This is a genomic window from Paenibacillus sp. FSL H7-0737, from assembly GCF_000758545.1.
GTDB lineage: Bacteria > Bacillota > Bacilli > Paenibacillales > Paenibacillaceae > Paenibacillus_AQ.
Genome location: NZ_CP009279.1, coordinates 968,548 through 993,471, shown reverse-complemented (window position 1 = coordinate 993,471; position 24,924 = coordinate 968,548). Strand labels below are relative to the sequence as shown.

Annotated in this window: 19 protein-coding genes; 8 read left to right on the top strand and 11 right to left on the bottom strand. The window is 42.9% G+C overall.

Features of this window, described 5'->3' with window-relative positions:
* The first annotated feature begins 96 nt into the window (after window positions 1-96).
* Window positions 97-855 carry a phage tail tape measure protein gene (locus H70737_RS04345; RefSeq protein WP_042185050.1) on the top strand — a complete coding sequence of 253 codons (759 nt, stop codon included), beginning with the start codon at window positions 97-99 and terminating at the stop codon, window positions 853-855.
* 99 nt (window positions 856-954) lie between these two features.
* Here H70737_RS04345 and H70737_RS04340 read toward each other — a convergent pair whose 3' ends face one another.
* From H70737_RS04340 to H70737_RS04300, 9 genes are all read right to left on the bottom strand, one after another.
* On the bottom strand, window positions 955-3,024 hold the full coding sequence (locus tag H70737_RS04340; RefSeq protein WP_042185048.1) for a class I SAM-dependent methyltransferase: 2,070 nt from the start codon (window positions 3,022-3,024) through the stop codon (window positions 955-957).
* A gap of 127 nt (window positions 3,025-3,151) precedes the next feature.
* Window positions 3,152-4,027, bottom strand: a complete 876-nt coding sequence (locus H70737_RS04335; RefSeq protein ID WP_042124302.1) for a radical SAM/SPASM domain-containing protein — start codon at window positions 4,025-4,027, stop codon at window positions 3,152-3,154.
* A 19-nt stretch (window positions 4,028-4,046) separates the two neighbouring features.
* A complete protein-coding gene (locus tag H70737_RS04330; protein ID WP_042185046.1) occupies window positions 4,047-5,033 on the bottom strand; it encodes a Gfo/Idh/MocA family protein in 987 nt (328 codons plus the stop codon).
* Between the two features lie 261 nt (window positions 5,034-5,294).
* Entirely contained in the window at window positions 5,295-6,683 is a 1,389-nt protein-coding gene (gene thrC, locus H70737_RS04325) for a threonine synthase (RefSeq protein WP_042185043.1), read from the bottom strand.
* A 102-nt stretch (window positions 6,684-6,785) separates the two neighbouring features.
* Window positions 6,786-7,289 carry a CYTH domain-containing protein gene (locus H70737_RS04320; RefSeq protein WP_042185042.1) on the bottom strand — a complete coding sequence of 168 codons (504 nt, stop codon included), beginning with the start codon at window positions 7,287-7,289 and terminating at the stop codon, window positions 6,786-6,788.
* A 230-nt stretch (window positions 7,290-7,519) separates the two neighbouring features.
* Window positions 7,520-8,506 (bottom strand): phosphotransferase, encoded by a 987-nt coding sequence (locus H70737_RS04315; RefSeq protein WP_042185039.1) that lies wholly within the window; start codon window positions 8,504-8,506, stop codon window positions 7,520-7,522.
* Between the two features lie 76 nt (window positions 8,507-8,582).
* Window positions 8,583-9,131, bottom strand: a complete 549-nt coding sequence (locus H70737_RS04310; protein WP_042185038.1) for a GNAT family N-acetyltransferase — start codon at window positions 9,129-9,131, stop codon at window positions 8,583-8,585.
* 90 nt (window positions 9,132-9,221) lie between these two features.
* A complete protein-coding gene (locus H70737_RS04305; RefSeq protein WP_042185036.1) occupies window positions 9,222-10,196 on the bottom strand; it encodes a phosphotransferase enzyme family protein in 975 nt (324 codons plus the stop codon).
* A 180-nt stretch (window positions 10,197-10,376) separates the two neighbouring features.
* Complete coding sequence (locus tag H70737_RS04300; RefSeq protein ID WP_042185033.1) at window positions 10,377-12,428, bottom strand: beta-galactosidase; 2,052 nt, start codon at window positions 12,426-12,428, stop codon at window positions 10,377-10,379.
* Between the two features lie 170 nt (window positions 12,429-12,598).
* Here H70737_RS04300 and H70737_RS29660 point away from each other — a divergent pair, with 170 nt between their 5' ends.
* A complete protein-coding gene (locus H70737_RS29660; RefSeq protein ID WP_052404156.1) occupies window positions 12,599-13,432 on the top strand; it encodes a helix-turn-helix transcriptional regulator in 834 nt (277 codons plus the stop codon).
* Between the two features lie 70 nt (window positions 13,433-13,502).
* On the opposite strand, the gene H70737_RS04290 is transcribed toward H70737_RS29660, so the two are convergent.
* Both H70737_RS04290 and H70737_RS04285 read right to left on the bottom strand, forming a co-directional pair.
* Window positions 13,503-14,492, bottom strand: a complete 990-nt coding sequence (locus H70737_RS04290) for an alpha/beta fold hydrolase (RefSeq protein ID WP_042185031.1) — start codon at window positions 14,490-14,492, stop codon at window positions 13,503-13,505.
* 202 nt (window positions 14,493-14,694) lie between these two features.
* Window positions 14,695-17,247, bottom strand: coding sequence for a beta-mannosidase (locus tag H70737_RS04285; protein WP_042185029.1), 2,553 nt, complete (start codon window positions 17,245-17,247; stop codon window positions 14,695-14,697).
* A 320-nt stretch (window positions 17,248-17,567) separates the two neighbouring features.
* On the opposite strand from H70737_RS04285, the gene H70737_RS04280 reads away from it, so the two are divergent.
* From H70737_RS04280 to H70737_RS04255, 6 genes are all read left to right on the top strand, one after another.
* The gene (locus H70737_RS04280; RefSeq protein ID WP_042185027.1) at window positions 17,568-18,920 is read left to right on the top strand and encodes an ABC transporter substrate-binding protein; all 1,353 of its coding nucleotides are present in this window, start codon (window positions 17,568-17,570) and stop codon (window positions 18,918-18,920) included.
* Window positions 18,921-19,027: 107 nt separating this feature from the next.
* A complete protein-coding gene (locus tag H70737_RS04275; protein ID WP_042185025.1) occupies window positions 19,028-19,921 on the top strand; it encodes a carbohydrate ABC transporter permease in 894 nt (297 codons plus the stop codon).
* A gap of 2 nt (window positions 19,922-19,923) precedes the next feature.
* A complete protein-coding gene (locus H70737_RS04270; protein WP_042185023.1) occupies window positions 19,924-20,757 on the top strand; it encodes a carbohydrate ABC transporter permease in 834 nt (277 codons plus the stop codon).
* Between the two features lie 30 nt (window positions 20,758-20,787).
* Entirely contained in the window at window positions 20,788-22,641 is a 1,854-nt protein-coding gene (locus H70737_RS04265) for a sensor histidine kinase (RefSeq protein WP_042185021.1), read from the top strand.
* A complete protein-coding gene (locus H70737_RS04260; protein ID WP_042185020.1) occupies window positions 22,642-24,141 on the top strand; it encodes a response regulator transcription factor in 1,500 nt (499 codons plus the stop codon).
* Entirely contained in the window at window positions 24,113-24,892 is a 780-nt protein-coding gene (locus H70737_RS04255; RefSeq protein WP_081951037.1) for a spermidine synthase, read from the top strand. The genes H70737_RS04260 and H70737_RS04255 overlap by 29 nt, the downstream gene beginning before the upstream one ends.
* Window positions 24,893-24,924: the final 32 nt, after the last annotated feature.

Below are 24,924 nucleotides of genomic sequence, written 5' to 3'. Positions count from 1 at the left end.
GGTCATTCTGAAGCTACGGCTCTCTTTATTAATTCTTCCTCTTGAGCTACCGATATATTATAGATAGATCTTATCGTCGTAGGAGGATAATGAGCCATGCATATAACGAATATGACCTCAGCTATGGGAACGAGGTTTAATGTAGCTGTTAGTCACCAAACCAACGATAAAACCATAAATTCAAACATCAAGACAAGTAGCAGTGGAGACAACTTATCAATAAGTAAATCCGCAACGGCGGCTTTTCAAAGTCAATCCAAGATGGGTGGAATGGTTGACTCCCTGCTTAAACAAAAACAAAGTATCATCGATAGCAAGAACAGCCTAATTGAAAGAACCACCAAAAACTCACATAACCTTGATTCTATTCAAGATCAACTTAAGGAATTCGATAAACAGCTCCAAACGATTGACCAACAAATTGCGAAGTACACCTTTGAAGAGCAACAAAAGAACTTAGAAAAAGCTCAAAAAGAAGATCTATCGGATGAACCTAAAACCGAGCAAGAGATACAAAACGAAAGATTGAATACGATTGTTGCTATAAGCCAAAATGTTTCACAAATGGAGGTAGTTTCTTCTACCCATTCTAAGATGCATGGCGAGGCAAGAGTTCTGACCAAGGAAATCGAATCGGATGAAGCTCGTTCTACTCATTCTGCAACAGCCAAACGTGAGCAGTTATCCAAAATCGAAGATAGAATATCGGAAATGAATGAAACGTTAGGCGATACCATAAAAGACACCGGAGATAAAATTAAAGATCAAGAACGGACTGAGAAATTAGCCACCTACCAAGAAATTCAGCGTTTAGCCGAAGATCCTGATAAGTCGCAGCTAGAAATACTAATCTAACAAAGACAAAATTCTCTATATAGAAAAAGCAATCGGACCTCTACCACATCAAAGGGGTTGCCGATTGCTTTTTTATATGCAGATGATGTTATCTTTCAACTATTCCTTCCGAATCACGATAAAGCAGGTGCTGTCTGGCAAGGCCACTTCCTGTCCGCTCTCATCCATGAACCTTACTCTATCGCGCAGCGCTTCGGTATAACCTTCTTGCAAATAATGCCGGAAGACTTCAATCTTCGCCTGCTTTCCTAAAGTCTGTTCAATAAATGAGGCAAACTCCGTAGGGGTAAAATAACCAAACTGTTCCTGTACTTCATGAATGTAAGCCTCTTCGCCCCAGGTATACGTATATAAAAACTCCATGGCATCATTAACAGGCATGAGCACTTCTTCTTCCCCTAATCTCTGATACTGAAGCTGACGTCCGGCAAAATCCTTCGCATAACGCTCCAGCCACGCCATACCGTCCTCCTCCAGAAAACGAACTTTCCGCAGCAATGCTGTGGGTTCGGTCATTATCCCATCGCGGATAATGATAACCCCGCCCACTGACAATACATCAAAAGCACTTCGCAGGGCGGCCGAGACGGTGTCATGATTGAACTTTTTACCATTAAGCGGCACATAAGAATATAGCTCATGCAAAATCGAAGAAAAAATTACCGTACCCACCGTTCCAGCCTCTACGAAATCTTCAAGGTTCAACGCATCTCCCTGCAGGACCTCCCACTGACGACCTTCCCGTTGCTTGCGCTGCCGCAGAGCTTCCACTACATTGCTCGATATATCAATGCCGATAGGGGTAACCTCTGGCATCCGCTCTTCCAGCAAATCCAGCAGCACACCGCCGCCCGGGCCGATATCCAGCACTTTTTTCCCAATGACATGCTCCAGAATCACAGCCTTATAATCTGCGGTATTATTCATTTGACTTAAGTAGGTATCTTCATTATGAAAACGGTCGAAGGCGTCTCTGCGTAGCTCGAACAAGTCGAATAACAGCAACACAGCACGTTCATACAAGGGCGATTTTTCAGCTTCCATACAGAATTCGATCAGCTTCTCTGCCGCTGCCGAGAATTGGAACTGAAAAAACACCGTGTCTGGCAGATGTTCCTTAGCGTATGGACGAAGCATTAGATGAGGATTCTCATCAGGTAAAGTCCCTTTTTCGATATCCTCCCATGTAAGCTCCGATAAATATTTTTCTATAATCCGCTTCTTATAAACATTGATCTTCTTAACACCCTTGTAGTCATAGTAAATGCTGTTCATAACCTGCTCGAAGCTGATATGGCGTAGGGGTTCATTCTGAGCCCTTTGAGCTGCAAGCAACATCACCTTCAGAAATTGCTCCAACGAGAAGGTCTGCATTGCAGATTCCACATACCAGAAGATAGTGTTACTTAAAGACTCCAACCGTTCCGCATGGAAGCCTTCCTGTGTCAGCTTTGCCCATTCTGTAGTGAAATCCTCTCCTCTAGAGATCGGACCTAGCCGCATTCTGCGCAGTCTTTCTTTCATCGGCATTGGACTAGCAAGTTCACCGGATGCAATCAGAGTGATAAGCTGTTTCACTTCATGCTCTACATTCAGCCATAGCTCGGGAGATACAGCTCCGATGATGCAATGATTGAGTACGGTTAGCAAGCGTTCAAGTTCCTCGGCAGTCAGTAATTGTTCCTCCACAAGATCACGAAGCGGCTTATTTACTTCCGGAGGCACCTCCCCACGGATTTGCTGTCCTATCAGTCCATGGGTTTCAATAAGCCGATGAACCAGTGCACTTTTGTCAGAGACCGTACCGCTCAAATGTTTCCTGTATAACTGTGCGGAGCCAATGTTATGTACAAAACAGTTAATGCCTTCCTCCTGCCAAAGTAACCGCTCCTTCAATGTGCCACCCTTAGCTGTTTCTGACCAGATTAATGTTTCTTCCACAAGCTCTTTGATCCAAATCGAACGGGGAAGCTGGTCTAGCAGCTGCAAACTGCGTTCCACATAATCCAGCACGGGATTCCTGCGGTCCAACTCCTCCAGAGATTCCACTCGCTCCAAATTTACAATCTGCTCCTCGGCTTGGACAATAAGCTTCAGCCAGTGGTTATCCTCCAAATGATCTTGTATTCCTTCACGGTATAAGGTGATGGCTTCCAACGATTTCAGCATTTACTCCTCCTTCGCTCCAAAGTGGAGACTATAAAGACTTATTATTATATATACACTCCCGTTAATTAAAAAACAGAACCAGGATTCATGAAATTGCCATGTCCCGGTTCTGTTTATATTCCAATCCTCAAGTTCCGAACCGTTGCCGATATCCGCACTTGCGGCACAGCTCTTCTACTGCCTCTCTACGAGAGAACCCGTAAAACAGATTGTTCGCTCGCTCACCCTCTACGATTTCTGAGAAAGGAGTCTCATGAATGTTTCCGAGGTTAATGACTCCTTCACCATCCAGACAGCACGGTACAACGGTACCATCCACAAGGATTGCCGCTTGGCTGCGTAGTGCATGACAGAACCCTTTTCCATCATCTTCCGGCTCATTCAGTGCAGGCCATCGGAACTCATGGTCCTGATTGAGATATACCCGTGGGGCAACCTTGACGCCGCTGCCAGGTACAACCTTTTCTTCGATCTTGAAATCAAGGTTAAAGGCTTCCTCCAGCACAGCAAGGGTCTCACGGTTCCGATTCTTCTCCAGATTGGTCAGATTATCCTCCGTCAAATTCCACAGCCGGAAGGAAATAATCACCCCTTGCGCGGAGGCTTCCCTTACAAAAGAAATAATCTCCGACAAATACCCTTCGCGGTTCTCAGATCCTTCATGCCCATCAAAGCTATGCAGAGAGAAGTTCATCTGTCGTAGTGCAGGTTTGCCGAGAATCTTAGGGCCAGCCTTATGAATTAACGTACCATTGGTAGTAATATTGACCTTGAACCCTTTGGCATGTGCCGCATCCAGCAGCTCACCAATCTTGGGATGCAGCAATGGCTCACCTTTTACGTGAAGGTAAATATGATTACTATGTGGCTTAATTTCATCTAATATCGTATTAAAAGTATCGAGCTTCATAAAGTTCTTCGTTCGGGCGGTTGGTGGACAAAAGCTGCAGGCCAGGTTGCAGACGCTTGTTATTTCAATGTATACCTTTTTAAAAGTCTTCAAGTGCTGCTCCCCATTCTATTTAAAGATCTGCGGCATAGCGGAGGCCGATCTGTGCTCTGGCTTCCTCCATAACTTCTGCTACTGCCAAGGAATTCGCATGTGTATTAACTCTGCTTTCCCGTTCACCATTCTTAATTAAGTTGATAAATTCCTCAACCTCATAATACATAGACTCGAATACCTGAGGCTGCGTAAGTTCCTCAACGGTTCCGTCGCGATAATGAATCTTCACTTGGTAAGGTTGGTTGATCTTATCGATCACCATTGTACCACTTTCCCCTTGAATCTCGGCTGGCAAATAGGAATCAGCGATCTTGGAATGCATCACAACTGCATCCATATCATCATATTGCATGACAATACTTCCTTCTCCATCCACTCCAGAAGAGAGCATTAGACCCACGGCCTTTACAGACTTCGGTTTCCCGAACAACACTACCATAGGATACAGACAGTAAACGCCAAGATCCATCAACGAGCCATTAGAGAAGGCTGGGTTAAAAGCATTTAATACCGTTCCCTGTCTATAGGCGTCATATCTCGATGAGTATTGACAATAGCTCGCAAAATAACGACGTACTTGACCAATCTTATACAAATTGTCTCTGATCACTCCGAAATTCGGCATGAAGGTCGATTTCATTGCTTCTACCAACAACACATCATTGTTCTGAGCGGCTTCAATCATTGCTCTAAGCTCAGCACTGTTTGAGGCAGCTGGTTTCTCACAGAGCACATGTTTGCCATGATTTAAGCACATAATCGCCTGCTCAGCATGCATGGAGTTCGGGCTTGCAATGTAAATAGCATCGACATCTTTACTGGAAACCATATCTTCCAAATTCGTATAAATTGTAGCTCCAGCATATTTTGCAGCAAAGGCCTGACCTTTCTCCATTGTGCGGGAGTACACGGCTGTCAGGATAAACTCCTCATTCTCCAAGCCGGCTTGCACGAAGCGGTCTGTAATAAAGTTTGTTCCAATGACCCCGAAACGAATTGTCATGATAATCCCGTCCTTTTTAGTTCTTACTAAAGCTCTATATGCTATTTTCTCACTCTCAGGGTAGTCATGTCTACTTTTCAGGACAAATTTCCGACAAATTCCGATAGATCCACTTTGTGAAAAAAAGCACCACTCCTTCATCTTTTGTCGATATCAAACTATTCATAGTAAACAGCGACATTATTTGTCAAAAGATGCAGTAAAGAGGCTCCCATTCTTAACTTAAGAACAGGAGCCTGCTGAGCCATATGGATTTACAACTTATTTATAAAAAGCCTGCAATTGACGCACAATTTCATCCTTGTCATGATCCACTACGGTTTGGTGTTGTGGCATTTCAAACAACGCTTTAATTTGTGCCGGGAATTCCTGCTTAATGTCAATCAGAGTAATCGCCTCATCAAACTTAGCTGGATGTGCGGTCGCGAAGGTAATCCCAATCTCATCCGAGCCATTAAAAGCTTCGTAAGCTGCGATTCCACATGCAGTATGCGGATCAAGTAGGTAGCTATATTCTTTTTGATACTTAGCAATCGTATTCAAGCATTGATCATTCTTCACGCCAAGCGCTGCAAAATCCTTCTGCACCTGCTGAAGCGCCTCGCCTTCAACCGTAATCTTGCCCTCGGTTTGCAGCTTGGACATATACGCGGATAGTTTCTCGGAATCCTCGCCTACCAAATAATATAGATAACGCTCAAAATTGCTCGCCACTTGGATATCCATCGAAGGACTGTATGTGCTTGTGAAGCTGCCCGGTTTGTATTCACCCGTGTTCACGAAACGCTCCAAGATGTTATTTTCATTCGTAGCAATAATCAGTTTGTTAATTGGTAATCCCATTTGCTTCGCCAAATATCCGGAGAAAATATTACCGAAGTTGCCGGAAGGCACGCTGATGTTAATCTTCTTCTCGCTGCTGCCATCGACATGCAGATACGCATAGAAATAATAGACAGTCTGCGCCAGAATACGTACAAAGTTAATGGAGTTGATCGCACGCAGATGATAGCGACTCTTAAAGTCGAGATCTGCGAACAGATCCTTAATCACCTTTTGGCAATCATCAAAGTTACCATGAACAGACAGGTTCAGTACATTGCTGTCATCAACCGTAGTCATCTGCAGCTCCTGCACTTTACTAACCTTACCATGCGGATGAAGAATACAGATCTTGATTCCTTCTTTACCGCGGACACCCTGAATCGCAGCCGCCCCAGTATCCCCCGAGGTTGCTCCGAGGATGTGGATGATCTTGTTCTGCTTTTTGGAAATATACGAGTACAGCTCACCCATAAACTGCAGTGCTACATCTTTGAAGGCAAAAGTAGGGCCATGGAACAATTCCAGTACATACAGGGAATCATTCACTTGGTGAATAGGCGTTACTTCCGGCGTGCGGAAATTGCCATAACTAGTATTGACCATTTCCTGCAAATCTTCTAAAGGAATCTCATCATTAGTGTAATAGGCGAAAATCTTCAGGAACAATTCCTGGTAGCTAAGACTTCTCCACTCTTCTAAAGTAGCTGCTGAAACGACAGGAATCTCGGAAGGAACCATCAATCCGCCGTCATCGGCAAGTCCCATCAACACCGTATCGATAAAGCCTTTAGGTTCCACATTGCCTCTTGTGCTTATATACTTCATGCTCATCCTCCTGAACCCCTCATATACTATATATAAATATAAGTTTCACTTAATCGTTGCCTGTTTTCCCTATATACTACCACGTTTACGCGCTAAAGTCCGTTAATTCTTTGTCTTATTTTGCAGCTCTTTCCAGACGGTTTTGTTGCTGTACTGCCGTTCCGTGCTGACATCCTTGCCGAACCATTCCGGCGCCTTGAAGCTTTCCGCTTCCTCCAAAGATTCAAATTCAACCTCCAGAACGGACAATTTCAACTGAGAATAGACGTCGATCTCAACCGTTGTGCCATTCCACACCGCCGTAATCCGCTCTTTGACCAAGGCTACCACATTAACCGCCTCAATCATCTGATTATATAAACCCTCTGAGATAAAATATTCGATCTCTTCGCGCTTGATCCCTTTGCCATCCTTAAACGTGTGTGTATACGTTACCTCACCTGAGTCCAGATCCGTAATTTTACGCACACGCAGCTCTTGTCCGCCGTCTATCGCCAGATAGGTCTGATCGATATTATGCCGGGTCACAATCTTCAATTCGCCTTCTTGAATAAGTTGCTCCGGAAATTCCGGCAGCAGAAACTTGCGTTCGATCTCCAAAGCCATGATGTTTCGCTCCTCTTCGTGCCATTTATTTTATATTAATAATCATCATAGGGGTGAGACAAACCCAAGTCAATGTAGATTATGGGGAAAAAAGTCTTGTTCTTATCGAATTACCTCAATAATAGAAACAGCGGCAGTCATGGACGTGGAGACAAAGCCCTAGACTGTCGCTGTTTAGTTGAGCAATAGTTACCCGTCAGCTTAACGAATAGTGGTTAATTTTACGCTGTCTAAAGATTTCCTAACAAAGCGGACATATTTTTTTGATTTTCTGCAAGCCAAATCATTTCCTTCGCAAAGCGAGCTGGCGGTACACTATGTTGATCCATGTTAGCATTAATCCACCATGTGCTTTCCATATACCACAACAACTGTAATGAATGTGTTAAATAGCCCTCTACCACGTCGCGTTCCTCACTGTACCCTTCCATAAACGCCGAAGCCAGGGAGACATCTAAATTATCATCTAAGGCACATGACATCACAGCACGAGCTACATCAAGCTGCGGATAGTCATATTTTAGTCGATCAAAATCTAGAATTGCAGATAATCCGTTATCATTAAATAAAAGATTATCTACCCAAAGGTCACGATGTGCCCATCCTGTTTGAAGTAATCCGAGTAGTTCTATATTCATTTCTTCAGTTGCTTTAAGTTGAGTTTCTATATCAGCAAGCAGCTGAGGTTTACCAAGTCCCTTAGTCTTTTCCCAAACGGAGTTCCAATGTGCTAAACGCTCCTCACGACTTGGAGGAATAAATTGCGGACTATTTTTAATGCCAAGTGTCCCGTCATTTAACAATCGATGCATTTTTCCTGTTGCTCGACCTAAATCATATATTTGATGGACATTGATTTTACCTGGTGAAATTAGTTTTCCCTGGCAATACTCCATCACCAGGAAGCGTTCTCCATTATCAGATTCAAGCAAAATACTTTCATTCTGTGATAACACTTTGGGGCACGCTAGATCTTGGTCATACAATCTAATCTGTTGAGAGAGTGCTAACAATATCTCCTCTGACTTATATAATTTATATCTTTCTTTGTTGTATTGTTTAAGTAACAATTCCCCTGCATCCGTCGTAACTTTCCACTTTAAGTTTAACCAGCCTCGTTTTATCGAAGTAGTTTCAATTACATTCAAACCGAATAAACGATGAAATGTTTTTAGTAGGTCATCCAAGATCATTTCCTCTGTTAATATTGTCTCCATCTGGTCAACTCCTATATTTATAGTGAATAAGTTTTTATTCCTTATGGAGACCTATATAACCTCTGGGATTAAATAATCAATCTGTTATTAATTTTGAATACATATTGAGATCTATAAACTTTCCGTTTACTCTTTCATACCTTCTTAAGGTTCCCTCAAACATAAAGTTCAGCTTTTGCAAGACTTTTACTGAATTCACGTTTTCGGGTTCCACTTTTCCTTCGATTCGATTCAGCTTCAAAGTTGAGAATGCGTAATCTAACAAAGCACTTATAGCTTCTGAAGCATAGCCTCTTCCCCAAAATGCTCTAGCAATGTCATATCCAATCTCCGCTTTCTCATTTTCAAAGTCTAAGGAATTAAAACCACAAGAACCTATGATTTCATTGGATTCCATTTCAATGATAGAGAAACGAATAGCTTTGTTATCTAGAGAAAATTCATCAAGAAGTTTTATCATATCTTTTGCCTGATTTTCATCAGTAAAACTATCAATATTCATGAACTTGGTAACCTCTGGATCAGACCAAATTTTAAACAAACTTGGCGAATCCGATACCTTCATTTTTCTTAAATGTAATCGTTCTGTGTGTAACTCTGTAGTTAACATTATTTTTACCTCCATTAAATTTTAATAGTTGGTTTAAAAATAATGATCTCTGCGCATAGTTCAGTCCCTTCATTTTTCATTCCCCATTAGAATATCACACCATCGTTAAAACGAATAATATACCTCTTTCCCCTCAAGAAAATCCCGACATAACGTACTGCATATTTTGGAGGCGTGCAATTTTATCCAACCGTTCCTCTCAGGGTCATGAATAAAAAATACGTAACTAATAAAAATATCCATAAATATTTGTCCTTCAATGTACCGAATCTCATCAAGCGAAAAGCTTGATTTAGAAGCATAACCCTCCAAAAGCGTTTTGCGCAGCTCACTTTTCAACATGGAAGATGCAGAGCCCAAATCAAACAGGTAGTAACCATAACCAAATAAACAATAATCTATTAAGATAGGATTTTGTTCTGACACAACGACATTGCCCAGTTGAAAATCAGCATGAATGAATCCCCATGAGTTGTCCCTAGCGTCTAGCTCTGCTAATTGTTCTTTTACTACGAGTAGAACGCTACTAATAACTTCGTAATCCTCCTGATTAAGGGCTCCTTTGTCTGTTCCCTCTCCAAGTTCTATTAAAGTTTCATCAATCTTTGTGACATTGTATACAGGTCTATGTAACTCCAAGGGCATTAGCGTTCGTGAGAATTCATGTAAACTAGCAAGATTTCTACCTAATCTATAAACAATCTGTTCAATGTTATCTTCATCTTGGGTTAGCGTCGAGCCTTCGATCCATTCTAAAAGAGTGGCCAAACTAGTACCAAATTGCTCCGAACTATATTCAGTAACCAGTTCCCCTTTTTGATTTAGAACAGGTCTTTGAACTTTTAGTATGTTCTTCTGATCGATTTCTCGCAGAAAAAACATTTCTGCCTGTAATCCATCTCGGGTATGTTGTAAGCCTGAGAACCCTTCAGATATTGGTTTATGTATACGTAACAAATAATTCTTGTTATCCGTTTTGTCGGTCACTTTAAATGTAATATTCTCATTATGTCTAATGAATTCAATGATGGGATCGATGAACGAATAATGCAGCAATACTTTCTCAGCTTCAATGATCATAAGACTTCCCTCCTTCAAATCTAGAATATTCTTTATATTGTACCTGTTGCTCGTTGTATTTTGTTGGAATTAATAACTATATTTAAAAAGTATCCTTTTGAATATCTTCTATAAAAAAATAGAGTTACATATTAGTTCTCTAATACGCAACTCCATTAATATCATTATTTATTCATAGCGTTAATGTAATATCAATACACCAAAGCCTTCCATAGTAACCTCACCCGATAACGTTGTCCCGCTCAGTAAATCCATTTTGGTCTCATGAAGATGGATCGCGACAGGAGCTTCACTATAATTAAGCAAAAAAGTATAACTGGAAGAAGTCCCGTTACGAACTTGCAGCTCTACATCTTCAGGGAGCACCAGCCAATCTACTGGCGACTTCAGGCTGACTTGATCTATGATTATGGACGCTGCTTGTTCATTAAAGACTGCTCCGTAATACCAAACCTCGCCTTTGCCGCGACGATTTCTTGTAACCGCCGGTTTTCCCGCATAATAGTCCGAGGCATAGACCGCCATGACTTCGACCGAATCATCCTCAATCCGGAGAATATCATTAAAATCATCTGCCCCAGTAACCCCTTCTGCCGCACCCGACCAGCTAATCGTCGTTGGCTGACGACTACCTTTAACCATTGTGAATTCTTCGACTGTGATCCCGCATAGATCTCTAGCAGCACCTGGGAAAGGACGCATATAACATTGGCCGCGTTCATCCTTATAGCCGGTTCTGCATCCGAAGATCAGTTTTCCACCTTGCTGAACGTATTCATCCAGAAGCGACGCTGTCTCATCTGTCATAATTGCCGGGTGAGGATAGATAAGCACGTCATACCGTGCGAGCTCATCCAGCGTTGTTTTTTTGCGTAAATAGATTACGTCATTCGGGATATGCTTCCGCTGGAGTGCCTTGTACCACTCCTTATTGCTCTTCCACATAAATGGACCATGCCACACATCATACTCTCCATCCCACTCATTAGCATAATCACGAACAATAGCAACGTTAGCCTGATTACGGGTGCCGATAAGTGCTTGCCCTGCCCCCGCCAGCTCTTGACCGATCTGTCCCGCTTCCCGTACTCTTCGGTTCGGCTGGTTATGGTAGTCGTTAATGCCATGCCAATAAATTTCATTGCCCATCGTGGCTGTCCGCCAGCGGAAATACAGCACCATATCTGCGCCATGAGCGATCGATTGATAGGTCCATAACCGCATCTGTCCCGGCTTCGGAGATGGCATATCCATCCGGTTCACCCAGCCACCCGGTCCCGACTGCTGCTCCATAATACAGAAATTAGGGGAAATAGAACGGACAACAGATAATGAAAGTCCCCAGCCTCTGTCATTCAGCGGATTCCGCTCATTCGGATCATAAAAAATAGTCGAGAACTGCGGATAGGAATCATAGCTGAAGAAATCCAGTAATTCATCCGTCAATTCATGGCTGTCGAGATGCCCGAACAGACCGTTCGTTGTTACCCACTGCTTAGGGGCAAGTTTACGGATGATGTCCGCTTGGTTTTTGGCAAAAGAAATCGTATTGTCCGATATAAACCGCTTTTCATCCAAAGCCTGATGGGGATTGGGCTGCTTGGGTGACGGGGTAGGACGCGGAAGATACACCTGAGACCAATCACTATAACTCTGATTCCAAAAAACAGCCCCCCAAGCCTCGTTTAGCCGCTCAAGCGTGACATATTTCTGCTGCAGCCATTCCCGGAAAGCCTTATGGTCACTCTCTGAATAAAATTCACTGATCTCGCAGTTGAGCTCATTATCAATTTGCCAACCGACCACACCTGGATGATTGCCATAATGTTCAGCCATCTGTTCCGTAATCCGAGCACACAGCTCACGGTATTTGGGGCTACTGTAATTATAATGACGGCGCATGCCATGCTGTAGGGTAACACCTTCATACGTCACGTTTAATACTTCTGGATACTTATGGGTCAGCCAAGCTGGAGGTGTTGCCGTCGGCGTACCGAGCACAACCTGAAGACCATGTTTATGAGCTAAATCAATCGCCCGATCAAAGAGCCCGAACTGAAACTCACCCTCAGTAGGTTCAAAAATAGACCAAGCAAACTCCCCAATCCGAATGATTGTAAAGCCTAGTTCCCTCATCCGGCGATAATCGTCCTCCCACATGCTTTCCGGCCAGTGTTCCGGATAATAACAGACGCCAAGCTCGAATTTTTCTGTTGCGACAGGTTTCTTCATGATTACCTCCAAAGTATTAAAAATATGCTTTCAGTATTTTATAATTCTATTGTAGTATCAGTGTTAATAAGGCTTATATAATAAAATATTGCGATCATATAATTATCTTGCGTTAATTACCTTAATCCAACTAGCGCTCTGTTGCGCGACAGAAATGGGTGCCGTATCACATGAAGAAACAATGGTATTTGCCGACACCAGCTTTTTCAAAATATGTCTGTTATCCTGAATTTCTTGGACATTACAGTCACTTTCCACAGCATACTGAGAGAAGAAGTGAAGGGTTTCTGGGAAGCTATAACCTGCATTTAATCTTCGGTGGGGAGGGTTATGTATTCCATGAGGGCGAACGTATTCCGATGAGCAGAGGACGAGGGTTTCTTTACCCTAAAGGGGCTTATCAGCAGTACGGCTCAGACCCTGGGGAGCCTTGGGATGTTCGTTGGGTTCATTTTAGCACTGAAATTGTACTCCCCTTATTAGAAGAAGTGGACCAGTCTCGTGCATACCTGTTCACTTTTGACTTAGAGGCCAAGCTGGACGAGCTGTTCGAGGAAATGTACTTGCTGAGCGCTTCCTATGTAACACGCAGTGAGCCAAGGCTATCCGCGCTTCTGTATGAGCTTCTAGTGAAATTGCTACAGAATTCCGAACCGCTTCACGGCTCAGTACCGCACGAGGTCAGGCAGTCTATCCGCAGTGCCGCAGATATCATTCATGTCGAATGTGCACGACCTTGGTCACTGGAGTCGATGGCAAGACTAACCGGGTATAGCAGCTATCATTTTCTACGGCTGTTCCGAATGGTTATGGGCAAAACACCAAACCGTTATTTAACGGATTGTCGACTGGCCAGAGCCAAGCTTCTACTGGTTTCTACTGGACTCTCCATTGCTCAGGTTGCGACTCAGTCCGGTTTTGCCCAGTCCAGCTATTTCATTAAAGTATTCAGATCGTTCGAGGGGATGTCTCCCGTAAAGTACCGTCAGGCTTTTGGATCATAATTCCTTAAACGAGAAAAAACCGAACGACAATCAGAGAAAACCCTGAAGTTCATTCGGCTCAAACAGTCATTTACTTAGCTTCTTCCATAAATACTCTGAAGTTTTCTACGATCTCTTTTGCTTTAGTACGATATAAATAATGTCCTTCTTCAAATGTCAGCACTTTTCCATGTACAGAGTCTTTTACTTGCTTTTCATGCTCTGGTATCCATCTATCCGTTGCTGGTTGATTCGCTTGCACAAAGAAAATTACAGGAAGATTTTTGGGGAAGGTTAAACTTTCAGCTGTTTTAAAATTAGAATACATACTTCCGGCTTCATTTAATTGGGTTGGATTAAATATGTTTTTGCGATTGATCAGTCTCATTTGTTCTTTTGTTTTATCATCAAATGGTAGTTCAGCAATTGGGTCAGCACTAAATTTCATTTGCAATCTGATTAAACCTGATTTTTTGAGCAGATTTATAGTTCTTAATTCCGAAGCTTCGATCTTCCTCTCGCTTATCGATGGAACACTACTATCAAGCCCGACAAATGCACTCACTTCATTTTCATACTTGTTAACATAATCTAGTCCATATATGCCTGAAATAGAGTGGCCCATTAGAATATAACGGTCAATATTAAGAGCCTGTAAAGCTTCATGAATTTCACTTACAATATTCTCCGTGCTGCGCTCCTTTTTGGTCAGATCACTTAATCCATACCCAAAAGGCTCAATCATGACAACTTTGTAAAACGGCGACAGTTCATCTATTAATGCTTTAAAATCAAGAGCTGGCGCTGCTGTGCCATAACCCGGTAGTAGCACGACTGTTTCTTCACCTTTTCCTTGAATATAAACATTCATGTTTTTCCCATCTACGGGTACTAACTGACCATAGGGTTCTATTTTATTTTGTTCCGATTTATTGCTGATCAAATTAACTGTATATACGATGGCGAGAAAAAGCACGATTGCGATGATTATTGCTCCTACTACTTTAAGTAGTATGTTTAGTATTTTACTTGTTCTCGTGCCCACCTTTGTTGTTATTCCCTCTTTTATTTTCACTCGTATCTTCTCCTGTCATCCTCTGTGTATTGGACTGCCCTATCCGACTACTAAGGTAAGAATAACCAATGAAGATGTACTCCCCATGACGTTAACATGAACGGGGTATGAATAGGAAAAACAACATTTATACCAGCACACAAAAAACAAGCCAAGAGCCGAGCTCATGGCTTGTTTCCTTTAGAAATAAATTATCTCTTCTTAAGATTTACAGTAAATCTTCGCTCACAAAATCAACCATCGATTGAACCTTCAATCCCTTAGGAGCGCCTGGAATCCAGTCCCTTCCATCGTTCCCGCGTTCCGAGAACGTTATCGTCTTGGGCTGGCCTGGGAGAAGATCAAAGTAATTGTCAGAGAATATTCCTTCATCTTCTGAGGTCAGGTATACGCCTCTAGCTAATACATCGCTTGTCACAGTGAAGCTTAGACCTCCGCTATCTGGAATTTCCATTATGTTAATTACTGAACGCTGCAACCGAATTTCTTTTTCCGGGATAAAATAGTGCACCTTACGATCTATCATCTCGCCATTAGCCTGCAAGCTGATCTCAAGCAATACATCGTTCGATCCATGACCTTCTAACAGTTCCGTCACTGGAGACGAGAATACGATAGCCGCAGAATCAGCTCCCAGCTCAACGGGATGTGTCCACTCTCGCAGTACCGAACCGTTAAACTGATACAATTTAAACCCCAAATCAGCGGTGACTGCTGTTCTTAAATCAGATACGACATGAACGTCAATCCGCTCACGGTCTGTACCGTCAATAGACAACAGAACATCTTGAAAGCTTGAGCGCACGGTATATTGCAATGCTTTCCAGCGTCCGTTGTAATCCATCCCCGCCCAAGAGGCGACCGGCCAGCAATCATTCATTTGCCAGTATAAAGTGCCCATACAGTAAGGTTTATTTCTTCTGTGACTTTCAATCGCGATTCGAATCGCTTCGGCCTGCAGAATTTGACTCATATACAGAAATGCTTTAAAATCCTTCGGCTGCGGCAGATACATATCCATGTATTCCTTGATCAGCAGATTTCCGCGTCCATTCTTCTGATGCGCCAGCATCACCTCTGAGGTAAGCTCCAAATCCTGCTCTTCAGCATAGCTCATTACGGTCTTTAGTTCCGGGAACGACTGGAATCCGTATTCACTCATAAAGCGGCCAACCTTGGTATTATAATTCTCAAAAGGCTCAATCCCGTGCCACACGCCCCAGTAATGCACATCCCCATCGCCCACAATCCGCGTCGTGTGTTGATTCATATCTCCAGTCAAATTCCGCATCGGTGAAGACGGCCAATAGTCCACACCTGGATGGAACGCGGCTACAGCCTCCGGTAGAATCCGGTGGAATATTTCCTCATAATCAGCCCACATTGTAGCTCTTTGCTCCGCGCTGAGTTTTTCTTTCCAGCCCCAGCCCATATTTTCCTCGAACTGTGACCAGGCCGAATCAATCTCGTTATTGCCACACCATAGGGCGATGCAGGGATGATTGCGCAATCTTTTGACGTTATACTCAGCTTCTTTCTTCACATTCGCAAGAAACGCATCATCTCCCGGATACATGCTGCAAGCGAACATGAAGTCCTGCCAGACCAACAGCCCGTATTCATCACAGAGCTTGTAAAATATCTCCTCTTCATAAAAACCGCCACCCCACACTCGCAGCATATTCATGTTTGATTCTGCGGCCGTGGCAATTTCATGCCGATACCGTTCCTCAGTTACTTCTGTGATGAAGCTATCATTCGGAATATGATTGGCACCTTTGGCGAAGACCGACACACCATTCAGTACAAAAGAAAATGAAGTCCCTTTCGCATCACGCTCCCGAATCAATTGAATGCTGCGGAGACCGGTTCTTACACTTTTGCTAACTTCAACTTCCTTACCTTTCACCAAATCCGCTTGGAATGTATATAAATGTGGCTCGCCCAGCCCTCTACACCACCAGAGCTGCGGCTGATCTACCACGATATCCATCTCTATTTGTTGCTTGCCACTCTTTAAGGAAACCGCTTGCATCGACTCTAAAGCATCAGCACTCATTCGCAGCATTCCCTCCCATGCCGCAGGAGCATCTACTTCAATAATTGCGGTTAATTGAGCCTCTTCCTTTGTGATCACATTTTGGCGGATATAGAGATCTATGATTTGAACTGAATCACGTCCCTTAAGGGCCGCTTTACGCCATATTCCACTAGTCAAGAAACGCGGACCCCAATCCCAGCCGTAATGATAAGGTGCTTTGCGGGCAAAAACACTAATCCGCTGTTCCTCTAGTCCCCCAAGCTCGGATTGATCATTCGGTGCAGGTAACGCATACCCCAGCTTCTCTAGCTTAGGTAGATCCTCTTTAACTACAGAGCGGAATCTCACTAGTATATGGTTTTCACCAATCTTCAACTGATCTTTAACATCCACTCTCCACGCCAAAAACATATTGTCTGCAGCGAGCACATGTACATTATTCACATACACGTCAGCATATGTATCAAGACCTTCAAAAATCAGTTCTGTGCAAGTAAGCTCCAACCACTCTTCACCAAGCTGCAAAGTGGTTTGATATTCCCAATCCTTCTTATCAATCCATTGTAGGTTATGTTCATTTGTTCCATAGAAGGGATCTTCAATCTTTCCGTTCTTCAGTAAATCCGTATGGACCGTGCCTGGCACAGTAGCCGGAAGCCACTCCTCGTCACCACAGCTTCTAAATTCCCACTTCGCAAGATTCATCTCTAGATGTTTCATAATATCCTCCTAATTGCTAAAAGTTTTGTAGAGCATATGCTTCTCCAAGTGACTTCGTACAAAACTCACTTCGAAAGCGTCTGCTTAAGTTTTGTAAGCCTATTCATCTTTCAAAATAACATACCTCTTCTAGCATTTCATTGAATCCACTTGTTATTCTTGGTATTTTGTTATCCATTCGTTAGGTATACACTAATTATAATCGTTCAAACAAAACAAATAAAGACAATAAATAATAATACAATACATTTCTAAACGCTTTATTTAAAGCTATAATGTTCATGTAAACGCTAACAAAATAATGAAAAGGGGATTAAGTTATGAGAAATAAGTTATTTTCGTTATCTTTTGTTATGGTTATGATTTTATCATCAACGCTGGCTGGCTGCGGCTCGAACAATGGCAACAGCACCAATAACGGGGCTTCTGCAACCGATAAGCCCGCAGCGACTAACACAGAGACTACCGGCGGTGACACAACAAGCAACGCAACAGCCGAACCTGCAGCAGGAGCTGACATTAGCGGCAAAATCACCTTCCTGACTAACAGAACAGACATGATTGGCAAAGAATACGATGAATATTTAAAGCGCTTTAATGAAAAATACCCGAACGTTAAAGTCGAATTCGAGGCTTCCCAGACCGACTATAATCAACAGGCTAAAGTCAGAATGGCCAGCGGCGAGCTTCCTGACGTTATGTTCATTCCTACCATTCCTAACTCCGACCTACCGAAATACTTCGCTTCACTGGATGATCTCGGCCTGAACGATCAAATCACCTTTAAAGACTTCAAATCCTTTGATGGCAAGCTGTACGGAATTACCACAGGGAACTCTACATCCGGGATTGTTTATAACAAAAAAGCATTTACAGATGCTGGCATCACAGAAACCCCTAAGACTTGGGATGAATTCCTGGCTGCCTGCGAAAAGCTGAAAGCAAAAGGTGTCATTCCACTGTCCTCTAACTTCAAAGATAAATGGCCACTGGGTACATGGGCTTATGATACTCCGCGCCTAATTGCAGGCAACCCCGACTTCCCTAATGAGAAGCTGAACTCTGAAACACCATTTACCATGGACAACGGCTATGGTAAAGCCTTTAGCCTGCTCAAGGAGCTCAACGAAAAAGGGTATCTGGAAAAAGACATCAACTCCACCAACTGGGAGCAATCGAAAAAAGACATCGCTTCTGGTAAGTTCGCCATGTACTATCTCGGCAACTGGGTCATTAACCAAGTTATTGGAGTAGGAGCTCCTTCAGACAATGTTGGCTTCTTCCCGTTCCCTTATGACAATTCAGGTAAACCATCCGCTACTCTTAGCCCTGACTTCTTCTATGCTGTTGCTAAAAACAGCAAAAATTTAGAAGCTGCCAAAGCTTTCGTAAAATGGATGATTGAGGATTCCGGCTATGAGGACTTCGCGGGCTTTATCTCCCCACTAAAAGGAAAAGAATCTAATCTGGCTCAGCTAAAAGAATTCCAAGCTACCGGAGTAGAGTTAGTAGAAGGAACTGTTGACGATGCGAAGGTTACAGAAATCGGCAACAAGGCACAATTAGATCTCCCTGCTGTTGTACAGGAATTTGTGCTTGCCAAAGATCCGCAAACTGTATTAGACAAATGGAATAAAGCCTGGGCTAAAGCTAAGAAAGATCTCGGCTATTAATACAAACTTTTGACCAGAAGTACAACACGGTGCAAAATGGATTATCGCCCTTACGGATAGTCCATTTTGCCTTTCCATACCAAGCTTTTATGAAAGAAGGGCTAGCGATGTTCGGAACACTTTCCTATAACAAACAAAAAATGATAATCATTGTATCATTCCTTACGATCCCATTGTTGCTCCTTGCGACATTCACGTATTATCCAGCGCTTAAGCTGATCTATTACAGTTTCACCAATTGGGATGGCTATAGCCCAGAGAAACCATGGGTCGGACTTGCTAATTACCGCGAGGTCTTCTCTAATCCTGATATTTTCAAAGTATTTACACATAACTTTGCTTACTTCGCTATGGGAATTGTTCAGAACATAGTCGCCATTTATTTTGCGGTTGTTCTGAATAGTAAGCTCAAAGGGAAAAACGCATTCCGAATCTTACTTTTCCTTCCTTACATCATGAACGGAGTTGCTGTTGCTTTTATGTTTGGTTATGTCTTTGATACTACTAACGGATCTCTGAATATGTTCCTGAATAGCATCGGTCTAACCGGACTAGGACAGACCAGCTGGCTTGGAACAGAAGGACTGGTCAACTATTCTCTGGCATCCACAGGATTTTGGCGTTTCATGGGTTATAACATGGTCATCTACATCGCCTCCTTGCAGGCCATACCAAACGATATCTATGAGGCTTCAAAGATTGATGGTGCTGGACCTTTCCAAACCCTTTGGAGAATTACTTTACCGAATATGAAGCCAGTCATTCAGCTTAACTTATTTCTTACCGTCACAGGAGCACTGGAAGTCTTTGATCTCCCTTTCGTATTGACCAAGGGTGGTCCTGCAGGCGCCAGCGAAACTTATGTACAGAAAGTTGTAGACACTGCATTTGCTTACAACAACTATGGTCTCGCTTCTGCCATGAGTATTATCTTGCTCTTCTTTGTCGTCATCGTACTATTAGTACAGCAACTAGTTCTTAGCCGGGGAGGAGACAAATAGACATGACAAACTCCAAATTCCGCTTTACAGATGTTATTAAATACTTCTCGCTAATCATCGGCGTATTTGTCGTGCTTTTCCCTCCTTATGTAGTTATCGTAAATGCCTTCAAATCGACTGATGAATTTAACAGTAGTAGCTCCATGGCACTGCCAAAAAGCTTTTTTAATTTCGATAATTTCATTGCGGTGTTCCAGCGTGGAGGTTTACTTAACGGATTTGGTAACGTATTAATTATTATAGCTATTACTTTAATTCTGAACATTCTATTTGGAACTATGGTAGCATTTGTACTGGGACGCTTCTCTTTTAAATTAAAACCTGTTGTCTTTGGTGCTTATCTAATAGCCACTATCATTCCTAGCATCACGACGCAAGTAGCCACTTTTGGTATCATCAAAAGCATGGGGCTTTATAATACACTCGGCGCCCCTATCGTGCTATATATCGGAGCAGATGTGATTCAAATTATTCTTTATTTGCAATTTATCCGTAACATTCCCGTGGATCTAGATGAGAACGCGATGGTAGAAGGTGCATCTCTTTTTAAAATCTATCGCTCAATTATTTTTCCATTATTGACGCCGGCTACGGCTACTTTGATTATCTTGAAGACGATTAGTATCTATAATGACATGTATATCCCTTATCTATATATGCCAAAACAAAGCCTGGGCGTAGTTACGACGATCCTGATGCGTTTTCAAGGGGTCAATTCGGGCGAATGGAATTTGATCTGTGCGGCCATTCTGCTTATCCTGCTCCCCACAATAATTCTATATTTCTTCCTACAACGTTATATCTTTGAAGGCGTAACCAGCGGCGCAGTTAAATAAGGCAGTTCACTTTATGAAAGGATAACGCAAATGGTATCATTCATCCGGCTAGCCTTACGAAAAATGTGGTTGTTCCTTGCCAATCTTCCGATGGAGCGAAAACTGATCGTCGTATTTGTCTTTCTGATCTCGCTTCCAATCACTTATGTTAGTTATTTGTCCTCCCGCTCCATGTTCAATTCTGTTCTTATTAATGCAACGGAAGGCGCGAACCAAATGACATCGAATGCCTCTGATACCATTGACCGTTATGTCGCCGATCTAAAAAGATACACAGCGCTACCGCTATATAACACCGATGTACAATTCTACCTAACTCAGCAAAATACCGACTGGGATAAAAGTACTGGCATGGCGATGTTCCTGAGCTACTTGAAGCATACGAAGGAAGAGATCATCGCCGTGTACATGGTGGATCAGTACGGTTCTGTTTTTTATGATAGAGTCCCCGGGATCCACGAGCTGTATCCTGAAGAACGACTAGCCGAATGGAGAACCTTAAGTGAAGAAGCTGGGGCCGCTCCTGTCATTCAAGGCAGACATACGATTCGTATAAACTCCAATGTCCATAGAGAGGTTTTCAGTGTACTTCGCACCATTAATTCTGTAAGCACGCTAGACAATATAGGAATTCTCGTATTTGATGTAGACATCAACTTGTTTAAGGGGATCATTGATCCCGTAAACGCAGTTACACAAGGCAACACACTAATTGTAGATAATACCGGAGAACTGATCTATGACGGCGAAAACGCCTCAGACTCGATGCAAACTGGCGAGGGGCAAAGTCTGAACACGCAGCTTTTGCTGCAGCATGTGAATCAGCAACAGGATCATTTTCAAGTAGAAATGAATGGTCAGTCTTATCTTGCAGTGTATACTGTCTCGAAACAGACAGGTTGGACGACTATGGTTACGATTCCTTTGGCCCGTATCCTGTCACCTGTACAGAAGAATCGCAATGCTCTTATATTAACTACACTGATCATTATCGCGTTTGCACTTTGTGTTGCGACGTTCATCTCACATGCGCTGACCAAACCCCTTAAATCTTTAGTCCGTCTAATGAAACGGGTACAGCACGGTAATCTAGATGTCTGGCAGCACTCCAAATATAATGATGAGATTGGAATGCTTGGCAGTCATTTTAATCGGATGATCATAAGGGTCAAGGATCTGCTGCAGGAAGTATCCCTCACCGAGAAGCGAAAGCAGAAGGCTGATATGAGGGCACTTCAGAATCAGATCAATCCCCATTTTATTTATAATACGCTGGAGTCTATCCGTATGCTGGCAGAGAGCAACGATGACCCCCGTGTAGCGAAACTCACCTATTTGCTTGGACTTCAGATGCGTTACAGTATTGTCCGAAGCGAAGAAGCCGTTACGATCAGACAAGAGCTGGATCATGTACGAAATTATTATCATCTGCTTCAAATCCGGTTTCCAGATAAGTTCAATCTACACATTGATGTGCCAGAGAAATTTCTACATCTTCCTGTAATCAAGCTTGTCTTCCAACCCATTGTGGAGAACGCAGTTTTTCATGGCTTAGATCAAAAAGTAGGTCTCGGCACCTTAAGCATCACCGCATGGAGTGAGCATGGAAATGTCGTATTCTGTGTAGAAGATGATGGCATCGGTATGGATGCAGCTACCCTTCGTTCCTTAAATAATAGTCTGCAAAATGGGACTGAAAGTGAAATGTTTGGTATTGGCCTACGAAATGTGAATGAGAGAATCCGTCTGCATTACGGCAGCTCATTCGGGCTCCTTGTAGAGAGTAAGCTCGGAGTGGGTACTCGTGTTACGCTGCGCATTGAGGACATTACCTTCACTACTCATAGTGAAGATGATATGAATTACGGAGAGGAGATGCTCTGATTGCTGCATATTGCAATTGTTGACGATGAAATCCTGATCCGCGAAGGTCTGGCCCGAATGATCAGCAAAGAAAACACTGAATTTCTGGTCATCGGCACCTACTCCGATGGGAAACATCTACTTGACGAGTTACCTTCACTTCAACTTGATGTTGTGATTACTGATATTCGTATGCCGCAAATTAACGGCTTGGAATTAATTAAACAATTAAAAGCCAGTCACCCACAAATCCGCTCCATTCTAATGAGTGGATTTGTTGAATTTAATTATGCCAGAGAAGCCATACGCAGCTCTGCAGTAGACTATTTATTAAAGCCAATCGATAAGGAGCAATTATTCGAGCTGCTTTATCAATTAGAGGAAGAGCAGCAGTTCTCTCGTGACAAGGAGGTACGTCACCGTTCTGGTCTCTTACTGACCCTTCTTCAAGGCGACGAACCCCCTTCACCCTTGCTTTTGTCGAGCCTTACTTTGCCCCAGCCTTATTTCTCAGTCTTTGTGTTCAAAGGAAGATCAAGAGAACCCGTCTGTTTTTGTGTAGACAGTCTGCGGCAAGTGATGGCATTTAGTATCGACAGCTTAGAGATTCAAAATGGACTGCATGTCTGTATCCTGTATTCTACAAAGCAACTCTCAGACAGCGATAGGAATGAAATCGGCGACAGAATCCGTATCTCTGCCAATGGTATGATACTGCATGTAGGTACTAGCAGTTCCTATAATGATACCGCCAAGCTTAGACAAGCATATCTAGATGCTAAGTTAGCCTGCAGCGTCGGCATCTATAATCCTGACCGACTGCACTATGCAAATATTCAGAACATTCAGCAGTCTGAGATAAATATCCTTGAGCCTTTTAATGCGATCAAGGAACCATTAATCCATGATCTGCAGATCCTGAATATGGAGGGTGCTTTAGAACGCGTGCATAACTTATTCTCAGTGCTGAAATCACAACAAGCTGTGCCCGATCAAATTCTCCGTGTCTGTCGATGGGTTATTGAATCTGCGCAGAAAGAATTGCAAGAATTTGAGGCCCTCTACAAAGGTGCACCCTATCTTGGGCTGGATGAAAGCATTGCGTCCAGTATGAGCTTCAGTGAAATCGAGCGTAGTTTTACCAACCATTTCTCAAGCATTCTATTTGAGATCAGAGCCCATCGCCTAGAGATGTCCGGTACAGCTGTAGAAACCATAAAGCGCTGGATATCAGCCAACTATAATCAGCATGCGGATCTGAACACCTTAGCGAATATGGTTTTTTTGACACCAAGCTATCTAAGTAAGCTGTTCAAACAAGAGACTGGACTTACATTAACGGACTACATCACGGAAATCCGGCTACGTAAAGCCAAGCATCTGCTCAAGAATGCCCCTGACCTAAAGATTCACGAGATTGGAGCAGAAGTTGGATATGGCGATCCTGCCTATTTCAATAAGCTTTTTAAACGTGTAGTCGGCGTTACACCCAATGAATATAAACGAATTTCTATCGTATAAGGAGTTTGATCACTTGCAATCACAGATTCACACGAGCAGCGATAATCATGAAATCACCGTCTATGACACCACAGAACTATACGGTGAACAAGGTGCGTTCCGCGTCATGCAGTTTTCCAATCAGGCCATTCAAGGTGCGATGGATCTCAATCACCCAGAACGAGTTGTGTTTGAATATCCGCGAGCCATCATTCACTTGATGGAATGCAATGCTCCCTCTTTCGAGGATGCCTTTCTTATTGGTCATGGGATTGGAACGATTGCTGGGCATTTTCTAGACAAAAGATTTAAAGTAGCTGAGCTAGACAGTGAAGTAGTCGAATTAAGCCGCCGCTATTTTGGATACATCCAAGATAACGTAGTGATCGGTGACGGACGTCAGATCCTTGAAGGTGAAGAACCACAGAAATATGATTACATCATCTTGGATGCTTTCACCGCCGCGGGCACGCCGAGGCACTTAATCTCCAGTGAATTTTTCAGCATCGTGTATTCAAAACTGAATGCCAAAGGGTATCTCCTAATGAATCTAATGGGAAAAGGTGAAAATGACCCACATATTAACGCGATTCACACCACGCTCGCGGAAGAATTCACCTATATCAAATCCTTTTCACTGCCTTCAGATGGGGCTGCGGATATCAAAAACATCATTATTATAGGTGGATTTAAGCCGATCCACTTTCAAGCTCGCCACATGGCAGGCTTTAAAGAAATCCAACTTGGGCAAGGATATCTTATTCGGGATTAAGCTATGCATATAAAAATGACCTCATCCTCCAC